We start from the raw sequence: 22,201 nt of genomic DNA on the forward strand, positions 1-22,201 counted from the left end.
GGTAATTCAGACTCAGGCTTCGTGGCTGATATGCCCATCGACCAAGGTATAACGCACTGCGCCCGGCAGGCAGTGGCCGATGAACGGGCAGTTGTCGCCCTTGGAACGCCACTCTTCGCCAGCGACGGTCGAGGCCTTGGCGTCGAACAACACCAGGTCCGCCGCTCCGCCAACTTTCAGTTCGCCCGCCGGCAGGCGCAGCGCCGCCGCCGGTCCCGCAGACAAACGTTGCAACAAAGTTGGCAGATCCAGCAGGCCGTCTTCCACCAGGGTCATGGCCAGCGGCAGCAATACATCGACGCTGCTGATGCCCGGCTCGGTTGCGCCGAACGGTGCCAGCTTGGCATCACGCTCATGGGGCTGGTGATGGCTGGATATTGCCTGGATCACCCCGGACTTCACCGCCGCGCGCAGGCCGTCGCGGTCGGCGCGGGTGCGCAGCGGCGGTTGCACGTGGTAGAGGCTTGAGAAGTCGCGCAGCGCTTCATCGGTGAGGATCAGCTGGTACAGAGCCACGTCAGCGGTCACCGGCAGGCCCAGTTCCTGGGCCTGGGCGATCAGCCGCGCACCGCGGGCACTGGTCAGCTGGCTGAAGTGCGCGCGTACGCCGGTTTGTTCGACCAGCAGCAGATTACGCGCCAGGGCCACGGTTTCGGCGGTTTCCGGAATGCCCGGCAAGCCGAGGAAGCTGGCCATGGCCCCTTCGTGGGCCAGGCCGTCCTGGGCCAGGTCGCGGTCCTGGGAGTGGAAGATCACCGTCAGGTCGAAGGTTGCCGCGTATTCCAGGGCGCGGGCCAGGGTGCGGTTGTTGGCAAAGGCATTGAGGCCGTTGCCGAAGGCCACGCAGCCGGCATCGCGCAGGGCGATCAGCTCGGCCAGTTGCTCGCCTTCCAGGCCTTTGCTCAGGGCGCCGATCGGGTACACCTTGCTGTGCCCGGCTTCGCGGGCGCGGTCCAGGATCAGCTCGGCCACTGCCGAGGTGTCCAGCACCGGCTTGGTCTGTGGTGGGCAGCACAGGCTGGTGACGCCACCGGCAGCGGCGGCGCGGGTTTCGCTGGCAATGCTGCCTTTGCGGCTGTAGCCGGGCTCGCGCAGGGCGACGTTGAGATCGACCAGGCCGGGGGCGGCCACCAGCCCCTGGGCATCGATGCTGCGCGCGGGCTTGAAGCCTGCCGGGGCGGCGCCGATGGCGATGATCTTGCCGGCATCGATGTGCAGGTCAGTGGTCTGGTCCAGGCCGCTTAGCGGGTCGATGACCCGGGCGCCGAGAATACTGAGGGTCACTGGGCGTTCTCCTGCTCGAATTGACGTTGCGCGGTCTGCCCGCTCATGGCCATGGACAGCACCGCCATGCGCACGGCGATGCCATAGGTGACCTGGTTGAGGATCACCGAGTGGGCGCCGTCGGCCACTGCCGACTCGATCTCCACGCCGCGGTTGATCGGCCCCGGGTGCATGACGATGGCATCCGGCTTGGCGCCGGCCAGGCGTGCGGTGGTCAGGCCGAACAGGCGGTAGAACTCGCCTTCGCTGGGCAGCAGGCCGCCAGCCATGCGCTCACGCTGCAGGCGCAGCATGATCACCACGTCGACGTCCTTGAGGCCTTGTTCCAGGTCTGTATAGACCTTCACGCCGTACTGCTCGATACCGATCGGCAGCAGGGTCTTCGGGCCGATGACGCGGATATCCGGGCAGCCCAGGGTTTTCAGCGCGAGCATGTTCGAGCGCGCCACCCGCGAGTGCAGGATGTCGCCAACGATCGCCACCGAGAGGTTCTCGAAACTGCCCTTGTGCCGACGAATGGTGAGCATGTCGAGCATGCCCTGGGTCGGGTGGGCGTGGCGGCCGTCGCCGCCGTTGATGATCGCCACCTCCGGGCACACGTGCTCGGCGATGAAGTGCGCCGCGCCCGAGTCGCCGTGACGCACGACGAACATGTCGGCGGCCATGGCTTCGAGGTTGCGCAGGGTGTCGAACAGGGTTTCGCCCTTGCTGGTCGAGGAGGTCGACACGTTCAGGGTGATGACGTCGGCCGACAGCCGCTGGGCGGCCAGTTCGAAGGTGGTGCGGGTGCGGGTGGAGTTCTCGAAGAACACGTTGCAGACGGTCTTGCCGCGCAGCAGCGGGACCTTCTTCACGGCCCGGGCGCCGACTTCGAGGAACGAGTCGGCAGTGTCGAGGATTTCGGTCAGCAGTTCGCGGGGCAAACCGTCGAGCGAGAGAAAGTGGCGCAGCTGGCCCTGATCATTGAGCTGCAGCGGGCGCTTGGCGTCGATTGGCGTCATCGCGGGGGACTCTTAAAGGGCGGATGCGGAGGCGAGGTCCTGGCGCTCGAGGGCGAGCGGTGCGGGTCCGGTCAATTTTACCCGTTCATGGGCGGCCAGCGACAGGGTGGCGCCGACCACATTCGGCCGGATCGGCAATTCACCGGCATCCAGGTCCAGCAGGCAGACCAGGGTCACGCTGGCCGGGCGGCCATAGTCGAACAGTTCGTTGAGGGCGGCGCGGATGGTGCGCCCGCTCATCAGTACGTCGTCGATCAGCACCAGGTGCTGGCCTTCGATCTCGAAGGGCAGCTCGGACGGGCGCACCTGCGGGTGCAGGCCGTTCTGGCTGAAGTCGTCGCGGTAGAAGGAAACGTCGAGGGTGCCCAGGGCGGTGTCGCTGCCCAGCTCTTTCAGCAATGCCTGGGCAACCCAGACACCACCGGTGCGGATGCCGATGAAACGCGGTTCGGCAATGGCGCGCCGGGCCAGATGGGCGCGAAGGTCGACAGCCATCTGCCGGATCAGATCGGCGGGATTGGGTAGGCTCATGCTTGCTCCTCAATAGGCCGGGGAGCGGTAGGCTGGCCCGGCTTGAATGCGATGATCGGGTCTCAGGCCCCGGTATTGGCCTCCAGCCAGCCCTGCAGCAGCAAGGCGGCGGCAATCGCGTCCACCGGGTTGTCGCGATAGCTGCCACGCTGGCCGCCACGGGCCATGCGCTCGCCCTTGGCCTCGAAGGTGGTCAGGCGTTCGTCGTGGGTGTGTACCGGCAGGTTGAAGCGGCCATTGAGGCGGCGGGCGAATTTTTCTGCGCGCTCGCTCATTTCGCTGGGGCTGCCGTCCATGTTCAATGGCAGGCCGACCACCAGGGCATCGGGTTTCCATTCCTTGATCAGTTTTTCCACCTGGGCCCAGTCCGGTGTGCCGTTCTGCGCCTTGAGGGTGCACAGCTCGCGGGCCTGGCCGGTGATCACCTGGCCGACCGCGACGCCGATCTGGCGGCTGCCGTAATCAAAGCCCAGCAGCAGGCGTACTTCGGCCATCAGGCGTGCCCCGCCTGGCTGGTCAGCAGGCTGAGGTTGATCCCCAGGCTTGCGGCGGCGGCGGCCAGGCGCTGTTCGCAGGCCATGCCGAAGATGATCTGGGGGTCGAATTTGCAGTTCAGCCAGGCGTTGTCGGCCAGCTCCGCTTCCAGTTGCCCGGCCTCCCAGCCGGCATAACCGAGGGTGATCAGGCTCTTTTTCGGCCCAAGGCCGTCGGCAATGGCGAACAGCACGTCCTGGGACGTGGTCAGCGACAGGCCGTCGAGCTCGACGGTGGCCTGGAAGGTGCGGTCACTGGTGTGCAGGACGAAGCCGCGGTCGGTTTGCACCGGGCCGCCGGTGTAGATCGGGACGTGAATGCTGCTGGCGGGCGGCTCGACGTCCGCGCGCAGCTGTTCGAGGATATCAGCCAGGTTGAGCTCCAGCGGCCGGTTGACCACCAGCCCCATCGCCCCATTGGCGTTGTGCTCGACGATGTAGGTCAAGGTCTGCGCGAAGTTCGGGTCGGCCATGTGCGGCATGGCAATCAGGAACTGATGCTTGAGGTAATCCGGGCTGAGGTTCTTCATGGCTGATAGTGTGGCGGTGAGCGGCCACGCTGACAAGGTGCTGCGATCACCTTGTCAGCTTTACTGCGGGTTACTTGAACTGTTTGACCACTTCTTCGGTGTACAGGGTTGGCGACTCTTCAGCGGCCGACAGCACGTACTCCTGGACGGTCTTCTGCTTGGCCTGCGGGTACTTGGCCAGGTAGCTCTCGGGGAACGCCGGTGCCTGCAGGCTTGCGCCGGCCTTGATCAGCGCGGCGACGCAGTCCGGGTTGTCCATGCGGGCGGCTTCTTGCAGCGGTGTACCGACCGGGAAGGTGCCTTGCTGCTCGTGGTAGGCATCGATCGAGCTGCCTTGTTTCAGCAGCAGGGCGATGCGCTGGGCGGCTTGCGGGTCGGGCTGGCCGTTCATTTCAAAGGCGCGTTCACAGACGTGATGCAGCGGCGTCGTGCCGGTCAGGGTTACCTGATACGGATTGGCGCCGGCCGCGACCAGCAGCTTGATCACTTCCAGGTTCGAGGCGCCCGGGCCGGTCAATGGGGTAAAACCGTTCGGCCGCACGGCCTTGGCATCGGCGCCAGAAGCCAGCAGCAGTTTGATCAGTTCGGGTGAGCCCTTGCGTGCCGCAGTGTTCAGCGGTGTGGCGGAATCGCCCTGGGCCACCACGTTGACGTCGGCGCCAGCCTTGATCAGGCCCTTGACCATGCGCAGGTCGGCCTCGGAAGCCTTGGACTGTTCGGCCTGGTTGAGGACGAACAGCAGCAGGGTTTCGCCGTTCTCCTGGATCGGGGCTTTGGCGTCGATCTTCGGCAGGAACAACTCGAACGGCGCGACGATCTTGTAGGAGGCTGCCAGGAACATCGGCTGGCCTTTGGGATCGGCACCCTGGTCGAGCAGGGCCTGGATCTTGGCCAGGCGCGCCGGCGTTTCGTCGTAATTGTATTCGCCAACTTCGTTGTAAAGCTTCTGTGAAAGTGCGGCAGCGTCAGCGAAGGCGGCAGCAGGCAGAGCGCAGGCGGCCAGGGCCAGGCCCAGGGCAGCAGTTTTGCGGGCGAAATTGATGCGCGACATCAACAGAATCCTTTCTTGGGGGGGATACGGGCGCGCATCATCGCAGTATGGCTATTGTTTTGCCATCAGGCGGAGCCTTAGATCAGTTGCTTTGCAGCCGATCGCCGCGGGCGAAACGCCAGGTACGGATGATCTCCAGCCGGTCGATATCGGCAAGGTCGCCGGTAAACGGCGCGAACGGAGCGGCCAGGCGCACGATGCGTTGCGCAGCCTGGTCGAGCAGGGGCTGGCCGGAGGATTCGAGCACCAGCACTTCATACAACGAGCCGTCGCGGTTGATCGACACCATCAGCCGCAAGCTGCCGTAGATCTGCTGGCGCCGGGCTTCGTCGGGGTAATTGAGGTTGCCGATGCGCTCGACCTTCTTGCGCCACTCATCCTTGTACCAGGCACCCTTGTCGCGCATGGTCGAGGCGGCATTGAGGCGGTGGATACGCGGACGCTTGGCATACAACTGCTGCTCATTGGACAGCTCGGCTTCGAGGCTGGCGATCTGGCTGGACAACTGCGAGCTGTCGAAATCCGGGGTTGCGGCCTTGGGCGTGGGCTGCGGCTTGGCTTCCTTGGGCCGGGTTTCGACTTTTTCCGGTTTTGGCGCCTTGGTTGCGACCACCGCCTTGGGTGGCGTCGGTTGCGGCTGCACCTCGGGCTTGGCGGCCGGGGGCGGGGTGACCTTGTTGATCTTGCTGTCCTGGAAAGGCGCCACTTCGGTGGTTTTCGGCACCGCTTTCTTGTCCAGGGTGCCGCTGCCTTGCTGGTTGTCCTGGGCCAGGTAGTCAGCTTTGCTTGGCGCCTTCTCGCTCTTGAAGGTAGCCAGGGTGATTTCCATGGTCCGGCGAATTTCTTCGGGCTTGGCGAAGGTGAAACCGACGCCGAGGATCAGCGCCAGGTGCAGCAGCGCCGCCAGGAACAGGGTAAAGCCCAGGCGGTCCACCGGGCGTACGCGGGGTGGAGAGAAGTCGGCAGGGATGTCAGCAAGAAGCGTCATCAGGTATCCAGCAGCTGCAAAAACCGGGGGAAACCGGCAGAACAGGAGCCCAGGTCATAAAAACGACCGGCATGATACCCCACTCTGCGCGGTTGCTCCGCGTCGGTTGTCAGCGCGCCTTGAGCTTGCGATCAATGGCATCCATCAACAGTACGCCAATACGGGTGCCGAAGGCGTTGTCGATTTCGCGGATGCAGGTCGGGCTGGTGACGTTGATTTCGGTCAGGTGTTCGCCGATCACATCCAGGCCAACGAACAGCAGGCCCTTCTCGCGCAGGGTCGGGCCGACCTGCTCGGCGATCCAGCGGTCGCGATCGGTCAGTGGCCGGGCTTCGCCACGGCCACCGGCGGCCAGGTTGCCACGGGTTTCGCCAGAGGCCGGAATGCGTGCCAGGCAGTAAGGCACCGGCTCACCGTCGATCATCAGGATGCGCTTGTCGCCGTCCTTGATGGCCGGCAGATAGCCTTGCGCCATGATTTGTTGGGCGCCATTGGCGGTCAGGGTTTCGAGAATCACCGAAAGGTTCGGATCGCCCGGGCGATGGCGGAAGATCGAGGTGCCGCCCATGCCGTCCAGGGGCTTGAGGATGGTGTCGCCTTGCTGGTTGACGAACTCGCGCAGGATATCGGCGCGGCGGCTGACCAGGGTCGGTGGCGTGCACTGCGGGAACAGCGTGGCGAACAGTTTTTCGTTGCAGTCGCGCAGGCTTTGCGGGCGGTTGACCACCAGCACCCCGGCGGCTTCGGCCTGCTCCAGCAGGTAGGTGCTGTAGACGAACTCCATGTCGAACGGCGGATCCTTGCGCATCAGGATCACGTCCAGCTCGCTCAGGGCGCTGTCTTGTTCGGCATCGAGCTCGAACCAGCGCTCAGGGTCGGCGAAGACTTTCAGCGGGCGCATGCGCGCACGGGCTTCACCGGCGCCCTGGTAGAGGTCCTGCTGTTCCATGTAGAACAGCGACCAGCCGCGCTCCTGGGCGGCCAGCAACATGGCCAGCGAGCTGTCCTTTTTATAGGAAATGCGCGCAATGGGGTCCATGACAATCCCGAGGCGAACGCTCATGGGCTAAATCCTCTCAGCGGCAATGGGCCGCATTGGCTCGAATGAAAAGTGGCGTCAGGGTGGCGCTCGCAGCGCTGGCGGTCAAGGGGCAGAGCCTGATGGAATGCCTCTGCGGAGTGTGCTAAAAAGGCCAGACAGGTGGCCGCACGGCCCTTTTCAGTTTCAAGCTGCCAGCTTGTAGCTTGCCGCTCATAGCGAGTAGCGATGGTAGAGCAATTATGGAACAGCCCGGCGCGGCATTGAAGGTAATGGTGATCGACGACTCCAAGACGATTCGCCGCACCGCCCAGATGTTGCTCACTGAAGCAGGATGTGAGGTCATTACGGCCATCGACGGTTTCGATGCCCTGGCCAAGATCATCGACCACCAGCCACAGGTCATCTTCGTCGACGTGCTGATGCCGCGTCTGGACGGTTACCAGACCTGCGCCCTGATCAAGCAGAACAGCAGCTTCAAGGACACGCCGGTGATACTCCTGTCGTCCCGCGATGGCTTGTTCGACAAGGCTCGCGGTCGTGTCGTTGGATCTGATCAATTTTTGACCAAGCCTTTCAGCAAGGAAGAACTGCTGGATGCAATCCGCACCCATGTGCCCGGATTCGCCGCAGAAGAACAACACGCACCCTGACACTGCGCCTGCGCAGGCGTCTATTCCTTCATGGGGAACAGCATGGCCCGAGTTTTGATCGTCGACGATTCGCCGACCGAAATGTACAAACTGACCGGTATGCTCGAAAAACACGGGCATCAGGTGCTCAAGGCCGAAAACGGCGCCGACGGTGTGGCCCTGGCCCGGCACGAAAAACCCGATGCGGTGCTGATGGACATCGTCATGCCCGGGGTCAATGGCTTCCAGGCTACCCGCCAGCTGAGCAAAGACCCTGAAACCGCGCATATCCCGGTGATTATCGTCACCACCAAGGATCAGGAGACCGACAAGGTCTGGGGCCAGCGCCAGGGCGCCAAGGATTACCTGACCAAGCCGGTGGACGAAGACACCCTGATCAAGAAGCTCAACGACGTGCTCAAAGGTTGACGACCCGGCCCATGGGCGAGTCGCTGACGGCCTTCGAGCTGCTGCTGGACATCGACCGGCGCTGCCGGCTGTTGGCCGCCGACCTGCCGTTGCAGGAAACCCGCCTGCAGAGCTGGAGCGGCATCGGCTTTCGCATCGCCGAGCAGTGGTTTGTCGCGCCCATGGGCGAAGTCGCCGAGGTCCTGCATGAGCCGCGCCTGAGCCGCATCCCCGGGGTCAAACCGTGGGTCAGCGGCGTGGCCAATGTGCGTGGCCGGCTGCTGCCGGTGATGGACCTGCGTGGCTTCTTTGGCCTGGGCCTGTCGGCGCCGCGCAAGCAACGGCGGGTGCTGGTGCTTGATCATGACGAGCTGTTCACCGGGTTGCTGGTCGATGAAGTGCTGGGCCTGCAGCATTTTCCACTGCACAGCCTCGACCTGTCGCCGCCAACCCCACTGCTCAGCGCTGCTGCGCCCTTTGTTCAAGGGCATTTTCAGCGCGAGCGCAGTTGGGCGATCTTCAGCCCCTTCGCCCTGGCCCAGGCGCCGGGTTTTCTTGATGTCGCGCTGTAAAGGAATGCCTCTCCCGTGACCACCACCAAGACGGCTCCATCGCCCCAGGGTTCCCGCAGCAGCGCGCAGATCGCGGCGTTGTTCGTGGTGCTGATCCTGTCGATCATCCTGCTGTTCGCCAACTTCGCCTACCTCAACACCCAGGCCAACTACGACAAACAGTACATCGGCCATGCCGGTGAGCTGCGCGTGCTGTCCCAGCGCATCGCCAAGAACGCCACCGAAGCCGCTGCCGGCAAGGCCGTGGCTTTCCGCTTGCTGAGCGAGGCGCGCAACGATTTCGAGCAGCGCTGGGGCTACCTGAAAAAGGGCGATGCCAGCACCGGACTGCCCGCTGCGCCTGCGGCGGTGCGCAAGGAAATGGACGCCGTGCTGCGCGACTGGGAGAACCTGCGCAAAAACACCGATACGATTCTGGCCAGCGAGCAGACCGTGCTGTCGTTGCATCAGGTTGCCGCGACCCTGGCTGAAACCGTGCCGCAGTTGCAGATCGAATACGAAAAGGTCGTGGAAATCCTCCTGCAGAGCGGTGCACCGGCCAGCCAGGTGGCCGTGGCTCAGCGCCAGTCGCTGCTGGCCGAACGCATTCTGGGCTCGGTCAACACCGTGCTGGCCGGCGACGACACTGCGGTGCAGGCCGCTGATGCCTTTGGCCGCGACGCCAGCCGTTTTGGCCAGGTGCTTGAAGCCATGCTGGGTGGCAACGAATCGATCCAGGTTACCCGGGTGCAGGACCCGGACGCCCGCGCGCGGTTGGCAGAGATCGCCGAGTTGTTCCAGTTCGTCGCAGGTTCCGTGGACGAAATCCTCGAAACTTCGCCAGAGTTGTTCCGCGTCCGTGAGGCTGCCGGCAGTATCTTCGGTCTGTCGCAAACCTTGCTCGATGAAGCTTCGCGGCTGGCCACCGGCTTTGAAAACCTGGCCGGCGGGCGCACCCTGGATACGGTTGGCGGTTACGTCCTGGGCTTGCTGGCGCTGGCCTCGGTCATCCTTATCGGCCTGGTGATGGTGCGTACCACTCACCGCCAGTTGCGCGAAACTGCCGAGAAGAACGAACGCAACCAGCAGGCGATCATGCGCCTGCTCGATGAGATCGAAGACCTCGCCGATGGCGACCTGACCGTGACGGTCTCGGTGACTGAAGACTTTACCGGGGCCATCGCCGATTCGATCAATTACTCCATCGACCAGCTGCGCGATCTGGTGGCGACCATCAACCTGAGTGCCGAAGAAGTTGCCGCCGCCGTGCAGGACACCCAGAACACTGCACGTCAGTTGGCCAAGGCCTCCGAGCACCAGGCCCAACAGATCAGCGATGCCTCGGTGGCGGTCGGTGATATGGCCGAATCCATCGACCGGGTGTCCACCCACGCCTACGAGTCGGCGAAAGTGGCCGAGCGTTCGGTGGCCATCGCCAACAAGGGCAACGAAGTGGTGCACAACACCATCAATGGCATGGACAACATCCGCGAACAGATCCAGGACACCGCTAAACGGATCAAGCGCCTGGGCGAGTCGTCCCAGGAGATCGGCGATATCGTCAGCCTGATCGACGACATTGCCGATCAGACCAACATCCTCGCGCTCAATGCAGCGATCCAGGCTTCGCTGGCCGGGGAAGCCGGTCGCGGCTTTGCCGTGGTGGCCGACGAAGTACAACGCCTGGCCGAACGCTCGTCGTCGGCCACACGGCAGATCGAAGCCTTGGTGCGCACCATTCAGGCCGACACCAACGAAGCGGTGATTTCCATGGAGCAAACCACCGCTGAAGTGGTACGCGGTGCGCGCCTGGCCCAGGATGCCGGGGTGGCCCTGGCGGAAATCGAAGGCGTGTCGCAGACCCTTGCCGACCTGATCCACAGCATCTCCGATGCCGCCCAGCTGCAGACCTCTTCGGCCGGGCAGATCTCGCATACCATGTCGGTGATCCAGCAGATCACCTCGCAAACCTCGGCTGGCTCAACTGCTACCGCCGAGAGCATCGGCAACCTGGCGCGCATGGCCAGTGAAATGCGCCGCTCGGTGTCCGGCTTTACCCTACCACCGGCGCCGCCGCGTTGAGGGCATCATGGTGATGGGAGCAGTTATGGCTGATCGGCACGATACGGTGGCGCTGGCCTGGGTCAAAGGCTCGATTGCCGACTGCCTGGGGCAAGCACGCCAGACCCTTGAACACTTCGCTGCCGAGCCCGGGGACGAAGCGGTGCTCGACGGCTTCGTCGAGCATTTGCATCAAGTGCGCGGTTGCCTGCTGATGCTTGAGCTCAACGGTGCAGCGCTGCTCGCCGAGGAAATGGAGCAACTGGGTCTGGCCTTGCGCCAGGGCCGCGCCAATCAGCGCGGCGAGGCCCTGGGGGCACTGTTTCGCGGCCTGGAGCAGTTGCCGCTGTACCTTGAGCGTCTGCGCAGTGCCCGCCGCGACTTGCCGCTGGTGGTGTTGCCGGTGCTCAATCAATTGCGTGCAGAGCGCGGCGCAGGGGCCTTGGCCCAGGACAGCCTGCTCGCCAGCAGCCCTGCCGACGCCGAACAGCTGGCCAACCTCGACCTGTACCTGGGCACCTGGCGCGACCGCCTGCAGGCCGGCCCCGATCGTGATGCCTTGCGTTCGGTCGTTGCGGCGTTGTGCGAGGACCTCAAGCGGGTCAAGGAGCGCCTCGACCAGTTCGTGCGTGGTGATCGCCAGCATCTGGACGAGCTGGAGCCACTGCTGGCGCCGCTGCGACAGATCGCCGACACCTTGGCCGTGCTAGGCTTCGGTCAGCCACGGCGGGTGATCATCGACCAGGTGCTGGTGTTGCAAAGCCTGGCCCAGGGCCAGCGTGAACCTGCCGACGCCTTGCTGATGGATATCGCTGGGGCGCTGTTGTATGTCGAGGCGACGCTGGCAGGCATGGTCGGGCCGCTTGAGCAGAACAGCCAGAGCCCGCTGCCCGGCACGGACCTTGCCGAAATTCGCCAGTTGGTGCTCGAAGAAGCCTACGCAGTGTTGCAGCAGGTCAAGGACCAGATCGGCGATTGCCTGGATGCCGGTTGGCAAACCCAGCGCCTGCAAGCGCTGCCAGGCTTGCTGCAGCAGATCCGTGGTGCCCTGGCGATGCTGATGCTGCCACGGGCCGCGGCGTTGATCGGGCACTGTGGTGACTATGTGCAGCAGCGGCTTTTGAGCAGTGCAGCGTTAACCGATCCGGCTGCCCTGGGGCATCTGGCCGAGGCCCTGAGTGCATGCGAATGCTACCTGCAATGGCTGATCGCCGACCCTCAGGCCAATCCCTCGCGCTTCCTTGAGGTGGCCCAGAACAGCCTCGGTATGCTCGGCTATCGGCTGGAGCCTGAACCAGTGGTGGTCCAAGCACCGCCGCTTGCGGTGCTTGAGGATCCGCCGGTTGATGATGAGTTGCGCGAGATCTTTCTTGAAGAAGCCAACGAGTTGCTACCCCTGCTCAATGCCATGTGGACCCGCTGGCAAGCCGATGGCACCGACCGCGAAGCCTTGATCGAGCTGCGCCGTGGCCTGCATACCCTCAAGGGCAGCGGGCGCATGGTGCGCGCGCAGGTGCTGGCGGAGCTGGCCTGGGCGGCAGAGCATTTTCTCAACCGTGTGCTTGAAGGCCGGGTGGAGATTGGCCAGGCGCCGCTGGCGGCATTGCAGCAAGCGCTGGATCAGTTGCCGGTGCTACTCGGTGAGTTTGCCAGGGCCCAGGCGCTGGCCCACGCCGACATCGAACAGCTGGCCGCCCACCTGCATGCCCTGGCAATGAATGACCCGCACAGCCAGATCGAGGCCAATGAGGCCATCGACCCGCAGTTGCTGGAGATTTTCCGTAACGAAGCGCTGGGGCACCTGGACAGCCTGGAAGTCTTTTTGCGCGAGGCCGACCGGCAACTGCCATTGGCGGTCAGCGACAGCCTGCAACGTGCTTTGCACACCCTCAAAGGCAGCGCGGCGATGGCCGGTGTGCTGCCGATTGCCGAGCTGGCCGGTGGCCTGGATTTGCTGGCCCGTGAGTTCAAGGCCCATCAACTGGCGTTCGACCTCGAAGAAATCTACCTGCTGGAAACCGCAGAGCCCTTGTTGCGGCGTGGTTTGCAGCAGCTGTTCAGCACACCGTTGGCGCCGATTGCCGGGGCCGCGACGTTGATCGCCGATATCCATCAGGTGGTCGATGCGCGCCTGCAGGCCTTACTCGATACGCCAAGCCAGGGCTTACGGGTCAAGCGTGACCCGCAACTGATCGCCAGCTTCCTGGCCCAGGGCATGGACATCCTGCTGGATGCCGAGTCGCTGCTGTTGCGCTGGCAGGAGCATCCGGGTGAGCGCCAGGAACTCAACGCCCTGCTCGACGAATTGACTACCCTGGGGCAGAGCGCGCACCTGGCCGATTTGTGGCAAGTGGACGAACTGTGCGAAGCCCTGCTCGACCTGTATGGCGCCGTGGAGGAAAGCAGCCTGGCGGTCAGTGCGCGGTTCTTCAGCGAGGCCCAGGGCGCCCATGAGGCGTTGATCGACATGCTCGATCAGATTGCCGCCGGCCAGGAAGTCGACCCGCGTCCCGAACGTCTGCAGGCCTTGCGTGACCTGTTGGCCGAAGGTCTGGATCCCTCAGCCATGGGGCTGGTCAGCAGCCAGGGCGGGGCAGTCACCGAACTTGCCAGTGCCACCGCTGAACTTGCGGCTCAGGCGCCTGATCCCGCCGTGCTGGAGCTGTTTCTCGACGAGGCCAATGACATCCTCGACAGTGCCGACCAGGCCCTGGCGCGCTGGTTGCTGGATGCCGACAATGCTTCGGCGTTGTCATCGTTGTCGCGCGATTTGCAAACCCTCAAGGGTGGCGCGCAGATGGCTGCTCTAGGGGCATTCGAAGTACTGGCGCAAGAGCTGGAGCTATTGTACGAAGGCTTGGTAGATCGCCGCTTCAGCCCCGGCGCCGAGCTATTCGCCTTGCTCAAGCTTAGCCACCAGCAACTGGCGCACATGCTCGAGCAGTTGCAGCAAGGCCAGTTACCCGCCGCTCAGGTCGAACTGCTGGCGGCGCTGCGCGAGTTTCGCCATGACGCACCGCCGCCGACTCCGATGGAAAAGCCGGTCGAAGCACAGCAGGATGCGGGCGACAAAGAGCTGCTGGAAATCTTCCTCGAAGAAAGCCTCGACCTGGTCGAAAGCTCCAGCGCAGCGCTGCTGCGCTGGCAGGCCGAGCCGCGCAATGGTGTCGAGGTCGAGAACCTGCTGCGTGACCTGCACACCCTCAAAGGGGGCGCGCGGATGGTCGAGATCGCACCGATCGGCGACCTGGCCCACGAGCTGGAATTTCTCTACGAGTTGCTCGCTGCCGGCCAGCTACAGCCCAGTGCAGCGCTGTTCAGCCTGTTGCAGAACTGCCATGACCGCCTGGCCCATATGCTCGACGCCGTGCGCCTGCAACAGCCGCTGCATGCGGCCACGGCACTGATCGACTATATCCGCAACTTCAGCAGCGCGGCCCTGGCTGATGCCGGCGCCAGCCAGGCGCCAGCGGACACGGCACCGCCGGAACTGCCGGTGACCGCGCCCGAGCGTGGCGCCGGCGACATGGTCAAGGTGGCTTCGGAACTGCTGGATGACCTTGGCAATCTGGCTGGGGAAAATTCGATCATCCGTGGCCGGATCGAGCAGCAGGTCAACGATGCGCAAGTGGCCCTGAGCGAGATGGAAACCACGCTGGAGCGCATGCGCGATCAGCTCAGGCGCCTGGACACTGAAACCCAGGGGCGCATTCTCAGCCGCCAGGCCGATGGCGATGGCCAGGCTTATGAGGATTTCGACCCGCTGGAAATGGACCGCCATTCGCAGCTGCAGCAGTTGTCCCGGGCCCTGTTCGAATCGGCCTCCGACCTGCTGGACCTGAAGGAAACCCTGAGCGTGCGCGCCCATGACGCGCAGAGCCTGTTGCAGCAACAGGCACGGGTCAACAGTGAGCTGCAAGAAGGCCTGATGCGCACGCGCATGGTGCCGTTCGAGCGTCTGGTGCCGCGCTTGCAGCGGGTGGTGCGGCAGGTGTCCAGTGAGCTTGGCAAGCAGGTCGAGCTGGTGGTCGGCAATGCTGAAGGGGAAATGGACCGCAGCGTGTTGGAGCGCATGATGGCGCCCCTGGAGCATATGCTGCGCAACGCCGTCGACCATGGCCTGGAATCGCGCGAGGCGCGCCTGGCGGCGGGCAAGTCGGAGCAGGGGCTGATCTCCCTGAACCTGCTGCACGAAGGGGCCGATATCGTCATCGAAATGAGCGATGACGGCGCAGGGGTGCCATTGGAGGCCGTGCGGCGCAAGGCGATCAAGCGCGGGTTGCTCGACCCTGCCGCTGTGCTTAGCGACCACGAGATCATGCAGTTCATTCTGCAGCCGGGGTTCTCCACTGCCGAGAAGATCACCCAGATTTCCGGACGGGGCCTGGGCATGGACGTGGTGCATGAAGAGGTCAAGCAGCTCGGTGGTTCGATGGTGATCGAGTCGAAGCCGGGCAAGGGCGCGCGCTTTTTGATTCGTCTGCCGTTCACCGTGTCGATCAATCGCGGCTTGATGGTCCACCATGGGGAAGAGCAGTACGCGATTCCGCTGAACACCATCGAAGGTATTGTCCGCGTACCGCCGGCCGAGCTTGAAGCCTGTTACCAGCTCGATCCGCCGTATTACCAGTACGCCGGGCATCGCTATGAACTGCGCTACCTGGGTGAGTTGCTGCAGGGGGCGCCGCAACCAAAACTTCTGGGCCAGAGCCTGCCGCTGCCGGTGCTGCTGGTGCATTCCCATGATCAGCAATATGCAGTGCAGGTCGATGGCCTGGCCGCCAGCCGTGAAATCGTGGTCAAGAGCCTCGGGCCGCAGTTTGCGGCGGTCCAGGGCTTGTCCGGGGCGACGTTGCTGGGTGATGGGCGGGTGGTGCTGATTCTCGATCTGCCTGGCCAGTTGCGCGGTTTGCAGCAGATGGCCCGGCACCATTTGGGCAGTGACGGTCAGCGCCGAGAGAGCCTCGGCAGCTTGCCGGCAAGGCCGTTGCTGGTCATGGTGGTGGACGATTCGGTCACCGTGCGCAAGGTCACCGGGCGCCTGCTCGAGCGCCATGGCATGAATGTGCTGACGGCCAAGGACGGTGTCGACGCCATGGCCCTGTTGCAGGAGCATCGTCCGGATATTCTTCTGCTGGATATCGAGATGCCGCGCATGGACGGCTTTGAAGTCGCCACGCAGATTCGCCATGATCCCCAGCTCAAGGACCTGCCGATTATCATGATCACCTCGCGCACCGGCCAGAAGCACCGCGATCGGGCCATGGCCATTGGTGTCAACGACTACCTGGGCAAGCCCTATCAGGAATCGGTGCTGTTGCAGAGCATCGCCCAATGGAGTCACCGCGATGCTTGAACAAAACGCCCGGCATAACCGGCGCAGCAGCCTGACCGGCTTGCTGCTGCCCTTGAGCGATCGCTGCCTGGTGCTGCCCAACGTTGCCGTGGCCGAGTTGATCGGCTTTCAAGCCGGTAGTCCGACCCTGGAGCCGCCCGAATGGTTGCTCGGCTGGATCGACTGGCGTGGCCAGCGCCTGCCCCTGCTGAGCTTCGAGGCGGCGTGTGGTGGTCAGCTGCAGGTGGGCGAGCGGGCGCGCATCGTGGTGCTCAATGCCTTGGGCAGCAGCCCGTTGCGCTTTGTCGCCTTGCTGGTGCAGGGTATCCCGCGCTCGTGCAAGCTCGATAGCCAGCTCAACTTCGTCGATGTGCCGCTGGCCGCCCTGGAGCTGGCGGCGGTGCAGGTGGGTGAGCAGGTGGCGCGAGTCCCGGACTTGCCCGCACTGGAGCAACTGATGGTGGACGCAGGGGTGGTTTGAAACATTTGCCTGTGTAGGATGGGAGTCCTGTTTCACGTCAGGAGGACCCTGTTGCATGTATCACGGTGAACGTTTCAACGCCTGGACCCATCTGGTCGGCGCCGTTCTGGCCTGTATCGGCGCCATCTGGTTGCTGGTGGTGGCAAGCCTGCAGGGGGATCCCTGGAAAATCGTCAGCCTGGCGATCTATGGCTTTACCCTGCTGTTGCTCTACAGCACCTCGACGCTGTATCACAGCGTGCGCGGCAGGGCCAAAGTGATCATGCGCAAGCTCGATCACCTGTCGATCTACCTGTTGATTGCCGGCAGCTATACCCCGTTCTGCCTGGTCAGCCTGCGTGGGCCCTGGGGCTGGAGCCTGTTCGGAGTGGTCTGGGGGCTGGCGCTGATCGGCATGTTGCAAGAGATCAAACCGCGCTCGGAAGCGCGGGTCATGTCGATCATCATCTACGCGTTGATGGGCTGGATCGTCCTGGTTGCGGTCAAGCCGCTCCTGGCCAGCCTCGGCACTGCAGGCTTTGCCTGGCTCGCAGGTGGCGGGGCGTTTTACACCATCGGCATCATCTTCTTTGCCTACGACAGCCGCTTTCGCCATTGGCATGGCATCTGGCACCTGTTCGTGATCGCCGGCAGCCTGCTGCACTTCATCGCGGTGTTCTTCTACGTCCTTTAAAAGTCGCCCCACAACTGCTGGGCGACGGCCAGGGCGACCACCGGTGCGGTTTCGGTGCGTAGCACGCGTGGGCCCAGGCGCGCGGCGTGAAAGCCTGCGCCTTTGGCCTGCTCGACTTCCGCTTCGCTGAGGCCGCCCTCGGGGCCGATCAGAAAGGCCAGGCTGGCCGGCTGCTGGTGGCTGATCATGGGCTCGGCGACCGGGTGCAGGACCAGCTTGAGGTCCTCGTCGCAAGCCTTGAGCCAGTCGGCTAGCAGCTGCGGCGGATTTATCACCGGCACGCTTGAGCGCCCGCATTGTTCGCAGGCGCTGATTGCCACCTGACGCCAGTGGGCCAGGCGCTTGTCGGCGCGCTCATCCTTCAGGCGCACTTCACAGCGCTCACTGACGATCGGGGTGATGGCGTTGACGCCAAGCTCAGTGGCTTTCTGGATCGCCCAGTCCATGCGTTCGCCGCGGGACAGGCCCTGGCCGAGGTGGATGTGCAGGCTGGAGTCGGCTTGCCCGGCGAAGGCTTCATCGAGCTGCACGCGGACGGTTTTCTTGCCGACTTCGAGCAACTGGCCGCGAAATTCCTGGCCGCTGCCGTCGAACAGTTGTACGGCGTCGCCGCCGGCCATGCGCAGCACGCGGCCGATGTAGTGGGCCTGGGCTTCGGGCAGGTCGTGCTCGCCGAGGCTCAGGGGGGCGTCGATGAAGAAGCGGGACAGTCTCATGGGTCAACTCTAAAAAATGTTGGCAGTTCGGGCCTCATCGCGGGTCAAGCCCGCTCCTACAGGGATCTCTGTGGGAGCGGGCTTGACCCGCGATGGGGTTAGCCCGGATCGCGAAAGTCAGGGTGGAAATCAGCCGGCACAGCCACGCTGACGCTGCTGCGGGTGGCAATGTCGATACCTTCGGTGGCCACTTGGGCAAGGAAGTCGATCTGCTCCGGGGTGATCACGTAGGGCGGCAGGAAGTACACCACACTGCCCAAGGGACGCAGCAGCGCGCCGCGGCTCAGGGCGTGCTCAAAGACCTTCAAGCCGCGGCGTTCCTGCCACGGGTAGGCGCTCTTGCTGGCCTTGTCCTGGACCATCTCGATGGCCAGGGCCATGCCGGTCTGGCGCACTTCGGCGACATGCCGGTGGTCGACCAGGTGCGCAGTCGCCGTTGCCATGCGCTGGGCCAGCGCCTTGTTCGCTTCGATGACGTTGTCTTGCTCGAAGATATCCAGGGTCGCCAGCGCTGCGGCACAAGCCAGCGGGTTGCCGGTGTAACTGTGTGAATGAAGAAAGGCGCGCAGGGTCGGGTAATCGTCGTAGAAGGCGCTGTACACCTCGTTGGTGGTCAGGCAAGCGGCCAGCGGCAGGTAACCACCGGTGAGGGCCTTGGACAGGCACAGGAAATCCGGACGGATGCCGGCCTGCTCGCAGGCGAACATCGTCCCGGTACGGCCAAAGCCCACGGCGATTTCGTCGTGGATCAGGTGTACGCCGTAGCGGTCGCAGGCTTCGCGCAACAGCTTGAGGTACACCGGGTGGTACATGCGCATGCCACCGGCGCCCTGGATCAATGGCTCGACAATCACCGCAGCGACACTGGCATGGTGCTCTGCCAGGGTCTGCTCCATGGCCGCGAACAGGTTGCGCGAATGTTCTTCCCAGCCCATGCCTTCAGGGCGCAGGTAGCAATCCGGGCTGGGTACCTTGATGGTGTCGAGCAGCAATGCCTTGTAGGTTTCGGTGAACAACGGCACATCGCCAACCGACATCGCCGCAATGGTCTCGCCGTGATAGCTGTTGCTCAGGGTGACGAAACGCTTTTTCTCTGGCTGGCCCTTGTTCAGCCAGTAGTGAAAACTCATTTTCAGCGCCACTTCGATGCAGGACGAACCATTATCGGAGTAGAACACCCGGTCCAGGCCTGCAGGAGTGATCTGTACCAGACGCTCGGACAGCTCGATCACCGGTTGGTGACTGAAACCGGCGAGGATCACATGCTCAAGCTGGTCGACCTGGTCCTTGATGCGCTGGTTGATACGCGGATTGGCATGGCCGAAGGCGTTGACCCACCAGGAACTGACGGCGTCGAGGTAGCGTTTGCCTTCGAAGTCTTCCAGCCACACGCCTTCACCGCGCTTGATCGGAATCAGCGGCAGTTGTTCGTGGTCTTTCATCTGGGTGCAGGGGTGCCACAGGACCTTGAGGTCACGTTGCATCCACTGTTGGTTTAGGCCCATTGCGATTCTCCTGACGACGGCGGCTTGGACATGCCGCGCAAGCCTATGCAAAGCGCCGGTCGAGAACAACCCGTACGCTGCAATCAGGGTGCTGGCGTTGCTGGCGGGGGCGCTTGGCGTGGCGTATCCTTCGGCTACTCTTTCTGGGGGATCCCCCAAAAACACTTCTGCTTTTTATCCGGAGTTCGCCAAATGTCTGCTGGTTGGCTGCGCGCCTGTGCGCTGGTAATGATAGGACTGTTCAGCGGCGCTGCGCTGGCCAAAGACAAAGCCCCGACGGCAATCGTCGTCGGGGGCGGTCTGGCTGGCCTGACAGCCGCTTATGAATTGCAGAACAAGGGCTGGCAGGTGACCCTGCTTGAAGCCAAAACCGGCATGGGCGGGCGCTCGGGCCTGGCCACCAGTGAGTGGATTGGCAACAGCAAGGCCCAGCCGGTGCTCAACCAGTACCTGGACGCCTTCAAGCTCAGCACCCTGCCGGCACCGGAGTTCGTGCGGACCCCGGGCTACCTGATCGACGGCGAGTACTTCAGCGCGGCTGACCTTGCCACCAAGCAACCGGCCACTGCCGAGGCACTCAAGCGCTATGAGAAGACCCTCGACGATCTGGCCCGTTCGATCGATGACCCGTTGAACCCGGCGGCCAACAGCACCCTGTTCGCGTTGGACCAGCTCAACGTTTCCGGCTGGCTCGACAAGCTGCAACTGCCAACCACCGCGCGCCAGTTGGTCAACCAGCAGATCCGTACCCGCTACGACGAGCCGTCGCGCCTGTCGCTGCTCTATTTCGCCCAGCAGACCCGCGTCTACCGTGGCGTCAGCGACCGTGACCTGCGCGCCGCCCGCCTGCCTGGCGGCAGCCCGGTACTGGCCCAGGCCTTCGTCAAGCAACTGAAGACCATCAAGACCCAGTCGCCGGTCAGCGCCATCATCCAGGACAAGGACGGCGTTACCGTCAAGGTGGGTAGCGTCGGTTACCAGGCCGACTATGTCGTACTGGCCGTACCGCTGCGCGCGCTGTCGAAAATCCAGATGACCCCGGGCCTGGACACCCAGCACCTGGCCGCCCTCAAGGGCACCAACTACGGCTGGCGCGACCAGCTGATGCTCAAGTTCAAGACGCCGGTGTGGGAAAGCCGCGCGCGGATGTCTGGCGAAATCTACAGCAACACCGGCCTGGGCATGCTCTGGATCGAGCCTGCGCTCAAGGGCGGTGCCAACGTCGTGATCAACCTCTCCGGTGACAACGCCCGCCTGCTCCAGGCTTTTGGCGACAAGCAGATGGTCGATCAGGTACTGATCCGCCTGCATGCGTTCTACCCGCAAGCCCGTGGTGCCTTCACCGGTTACGAAGTACGCCGTTACAGCACCGACGCCGGTACCGGTGGTGCCTACCTGGCCTACGGTCCGGGTCAGATCAGCAAGTACTGGCGCCTGTGGGAGCGGCCGGTGCAGCGCATTAGCTTTGCTGGCGAGCACACCGATGCAATGTACCCGGGCACCCTCGAAGGCGCACTGCGCAGTGGCCAGCGTGCTGCCAGCCAGGTCCAGGACCTGGCCGCCGGCAAGTCGTTCGAACCGGTCAAGGCGGTCGCCGCTACCGCCGCTGCAGGCACCGCTGCTGCGGCGGCGGCGAGCAAGGGCAACTTCTTCAGCAACCTGTTCGGCGGCTCGTCCGATAAGGCGGCCAAGGCCGAGGCGCCGGTGAAGCAGGAAGAGGGCAAGCCAGGGTTCTTCAAGCGTCTGTTCGGTGCTGCTGACAAGCCTGCAGAGCAACCAGCGGCCAAGCCGGTCGAGGTAGCTCCGGCCCCGACACCGGCCCCGGCGGCTGCACCTGCGGTGGCACCAGTGGCCAAGGAAGAGCCAGCCAAGGCGCCGGTGAAAGCAGCCCCGGCCAAACCTGCGGCCAAGCAGGCACCGGCGAAGAAGCCGGTAGCCAAGACGCAACAGCAGCAAAAGACCGCAGCCAAGGCGGCACCGGCCAAGAAAGCCGCCGCCAAGGCGGAGCCTGCGAAAAAGCCGCTGGCCAATACCCAGGCCAAGGCGCAGTGATGCGCTGAATCCATCGCGGGGCAAGTCGAGTCGTCGCACCGCCGCTCCCACAGTGTTCATCTTGCTCTGTGGGAGCGGCGGTGCGACGACTCGACTTGCCCCGCGATAGGGCTTCCCTTCCCACGTAGTTAATGTTTCCTTAATAGCTTCGCCACATACTAAAGATCATATTTCTCGATATTTCACAGCAAGTTTTTCTGCTTTTAATCGATAGATAACTCGTTAGTCTTGAGCACAGTTTTTACAGGGAAACACGGCAATGCAACTGCGCAACTCACCTTCTCGTTACGGCTTTGTCAGCATCGTCCTGCACTGGGGTGTTGCTCTGGCTGTATTCGGCCTGTTCGGCCTGGGCCTGTGGATGATGGGCCTGGACTACTACAGCCCCTGGCGCAAAGACGCCCCCGACCTGCACAAAAGCATTGGCCTGGTCCTGCTGGGGGTAATGCTGCTGCGTGTGCTCTGGCGCTTTGTCAGCCCGCCACCGCCAGCCCCGGACAGCCACGGCAAGTTCACCCGCATCGCCTCCAAGCTCGGCCATGGCCTGCTGTACCTGGGCCTGTTCGCGGTGATGAGCGCCGGTTACCTGATTTCTACCGCTGATGGCGTCGGCATCCCGGTGTTCGGCTTGTTCGAAGTACCGGCATTGATCAGCAGCATTCCTGATCAGGCCGATGTTGCCGGCGAGGTCCATTTCTACCTGGCCTGGGGCCTGGTGATCTTTGCCGGGCTGCACGGCCTGGCAGCCCTGAAGCACCACTTTATCGACCGTGACGCGACCCTGATCCGCATGCTGGGCCGCAAAGCTTGATGTTCAACCTCAACTCCAA

At 63.7% G+C, this 22,201-nt stretch carries 19 protein-coding genes; 9 read left to right on the forward strand and 10 right to left on the reverse strand.

Translation table 11 applies throughout. The features are described 5' to 3' along the window. Nucleotides 1–12: 12 nt before the first annotated feature. The 8 genes from EXN22_RS03480 to gshB form a co-directional block, all read right to left on the reverse strand. Nucleotides 13–1,284: a dihydroorotase gene (locus EXN22_RS03480; RefSeq protein ID WP_130262680.1), complete on the reverse strand. Its 1,272-nt coding sequence runs from the start codon at nt 1,282–1,284 to the stop codon at nt 13–15. Next, nucleotides 1,281–2,285, reverse strand: coding sequence for an aspartate carbamoyltransferase catalytic subunit (locus EXN22_RS03485; protein ID WP_028945574.1), 1,005 nt, complete (start codon nt 2,283–2,285; stop codon nt 1,281–1,283). Before EXN22_RS03485 ends, EXN22_RS03480 begins: the two co-directional genes overlap by 4 nt. A gap of 12 nt (nt 2,286–2,297) precedes the next feature. Next, nucleotides 2,298–2,816, reverse strand: coding sequence for a bifunctional pyr operon transcriptional regulator/uracil phosphoribosyltransferase PyrR (pyrR, locus tag EXN22_RS03490; protein ID WP_130262682.1), 519 nt, complete (start codon nt 2,814–2,816; stop codon nt 2,298–2,300). Nucleotides 2,817–2,878: 62 nt separating this feature from the next. Continuing rightward, nucleotides 2,879–3,310, reverse strand: coding sequence for a Holliday junction resolvase RuvX (gene ruvX, locus EXN22_RS03495; RefSeq protein WP_038997540.1), 432 nt, complete (start codon nt 3,308–3,310; stop codon nt 2,879–2,881). Continuing rightward, nucleotides 3,310–3,879: a YqgE/AlgH family protein gene (locus EXN22_RS03500; protein ID WP_130262684.1), complete on the reverse strand. Its 570-nt coding sequence runs from the start codon at nt 3,877–3,879 to the stop codon at nt 3,310–3,312. The genes ruvX and EXN22_RS03500 overlap by 1 nt, the downstream gene beginning before the upstream one ends. Nucleotides 3,880–3,949: 70 nt before the next feature. Beyond that, nucleotides 3,950–4,930: an ankyrin repeat domain-containing protein gene (locus tag EXN22_RS03505; RefSeq protein WP_130262686.1), complete on the reverse strand. Its 981-nt coding sequence runs from the start codon at nt 4,928–4,930 to the stop codon at nt 3,950–3,952. Nucleotides 4,931–5,012: 82 nt separating this feature from the next. Further along, entirely contained in the window at nt 5,013–5,918 is a 906-nt protein-coding gene (locus EXN22_RS03510) for an energy transducer TonB (RefSeq protein ID WP_130262688.1), read from the reverse strand. Between the two features lie 109 nt (nt 5,919–6,027). Continuing rightward, nucleotides 6,028–6,981 carry a glutathione synthase gene (gene gshB, locus EXN22_RS03515; RefSeq protein ID WP_130262690.1) on the reverse strand — a complete coding sequence of 318 codons (954 nt, stop codon included), beginning with the start codon at nt 6,979–6,981 and terminating at the stop codon, nt 6,028–6,030. Nucleotides 6,982–7,199: 218 nt separating this feature from the next. On the opposite strand from gshB, the gene pilG reads away from it, so the two are divergent. Genes pilG through trhA form a run of 7 tightly spaced genes read left to right on the forward strand, consistent with a single transcriptional unit; the run spans nt 7,200 to nt 17,098 of the window. Next, nucleotides 7,200–7,610, forward strand: a complete 411-nt coding sequence (gene pilG, locus EXN22_RS03520) for a twitching motility response regulator PilG (protein WP_130262692.1) — start codon at nt 7,200–7,202, stop codon at nt 7,608–7,610. A 42-nt stretch (nt 7,611–7,652) separates the two neighbouring features. Beyond that, nucleotides 7,653–8,018: a twitching motility response regulator PilH gene (gene pilH / locus EXN22_RS03525; RefSeq protein WP_130262694.1), complete on the forward strand. Its 366-nt coding sequence runs from the start codon at nt 7,653–7,655 to the stop codon at nt 8,016–8,018. After that, a complete protein-coding gene (locus tag EXN22_RS03530; protein ID WP_130262696.1) occupies nt 8,015–8,569 on the forward strand; it encodes a chemotaxis protein CheW in 555 nt (184 codons plus the stop codon). The genes pilH and EXN22_RS03530 overlap by 4 nt, the downstream gene beginning before the upstream one ends. Nucleotides 8,570–8,584: 15 nt before the next feature. Next, nucleotides 8,585–10,630 carry a methyl-accepting chemotaxis protein gene (locus EXN22_RS03535; protein ID WP_130262698.1) on the forward strand — a complete coding sequence of 682 codons (2,046 nt, stop codon included), beginning with the start codon at nt 8,585–8,587 and terminating at the stop codon, nt 10,628–10,630. Nucleotides 10,631–10,655: 25 nt separating this feature from the next. Next, complete coding sequence (locus tag EXN22_RS03540) at nt 10,656–15,965, forward strand: hybrid sensor histidine kinase/response regulator (protein WP_130262700.1); 5,310 nt, start codon at nt 10,656–10,658, stop codon at nt 15,963–15,965. Continuing rightward, entirely contained in the window at nt 15,958–16,425 is a 468-nt protein-coding gene (locus EXN22_RS03545) for a chemotaxis protein CheW (protein ID WP_130262702.1), read from the forward strand. The genes EXN22_RS03540 and EXN22_RS03545 overlap by 8 nt, the downstream gene beginning before the upstream one ends. A 55-nt stretch (nt 16,426–16,480) precedes the next feature. Then, nucleotides 16,481–17,098, forward strand: a complete 618-nt coding sequence (gene trhA, locus EXN22_RS03550) for a PAQR family membrane homeostasis protein TrhA (protein WP_130262704.1) — start codon at nt 16,481–16,483, stop codon at nt 17,096–17,098. On the opposite strand, the gene EXN22_RS03555 is transcribed toward trhA, so the two are convergent. After that, a complete protein-coding gene (locus EXN22_RS03555) occupies nt 17,095–17,814 on the reverse strand; it encodes a 16S rRNA (uracil(1498)-N(3))-methyltransferase (RefSeq protein WP_130262706.1) in 720 nt (239 codons plus the stop codon). The two genes, trhA and EXN22_RS03555, sit on opposite strands and share 4 nt — an antisense overlap. Before the next feature lie 98 nt (nt 17,815–17,912). Beyond that, complete coding sequence (locus EXN22_RS03560; protein WP_130262708.1) at nt 17,913–19,319, reverse strand: adenosylmethionine--8-amino-7-oxononanoate transaminase; 1,407 nt, start codon at nt 19,317–19,319, stop codon at nt 17,913–17,915. Between the two features lie 192 nt (nt 19,320–19,511). Here EXN22_RS03560 and EXN22_RS03565 point away from each other — a divergent pair, with 192 nt between their 5' ends. Together EXN22_RS03565 and EXN22_RS03570 are read left to right on the forward strand one after the other, a co-directional pair. Beyond that, entirely contained in the window at nt 19,512–21,371 is a 1,860-nt protein-coding gene (locus EXN22_RS03565) for a flavin monoamine oxidase family protein (RefSeq protein WP_130262710.1), read from the forward strand. Between the two features lie 259 nt (nt 21,372–21,630). Continuing rightward, nucleotides 21,631–22,182, forward strand: a complete 552-nt coding sequence (locus EXN22_RS03570) for a cytochrome b (protein ID WP_130262712.1) — start codon at nt 21,631–21,633, stop codon at nt 22,180–22,182. Nucleotides 22,183–22,201: the final 19 nt, after the last annotated feature.

This window comes from Pseudomonas tructae (genome assembly GCF_004214895.1).
GTDB classification, from domain to species: Bacteria; Pseudomonadota; Gammaproteobacteria; order Pseudomonadales; family Pseudomonadaceae; genus Aquipseudomonas; species Aquipseudomonas tructae.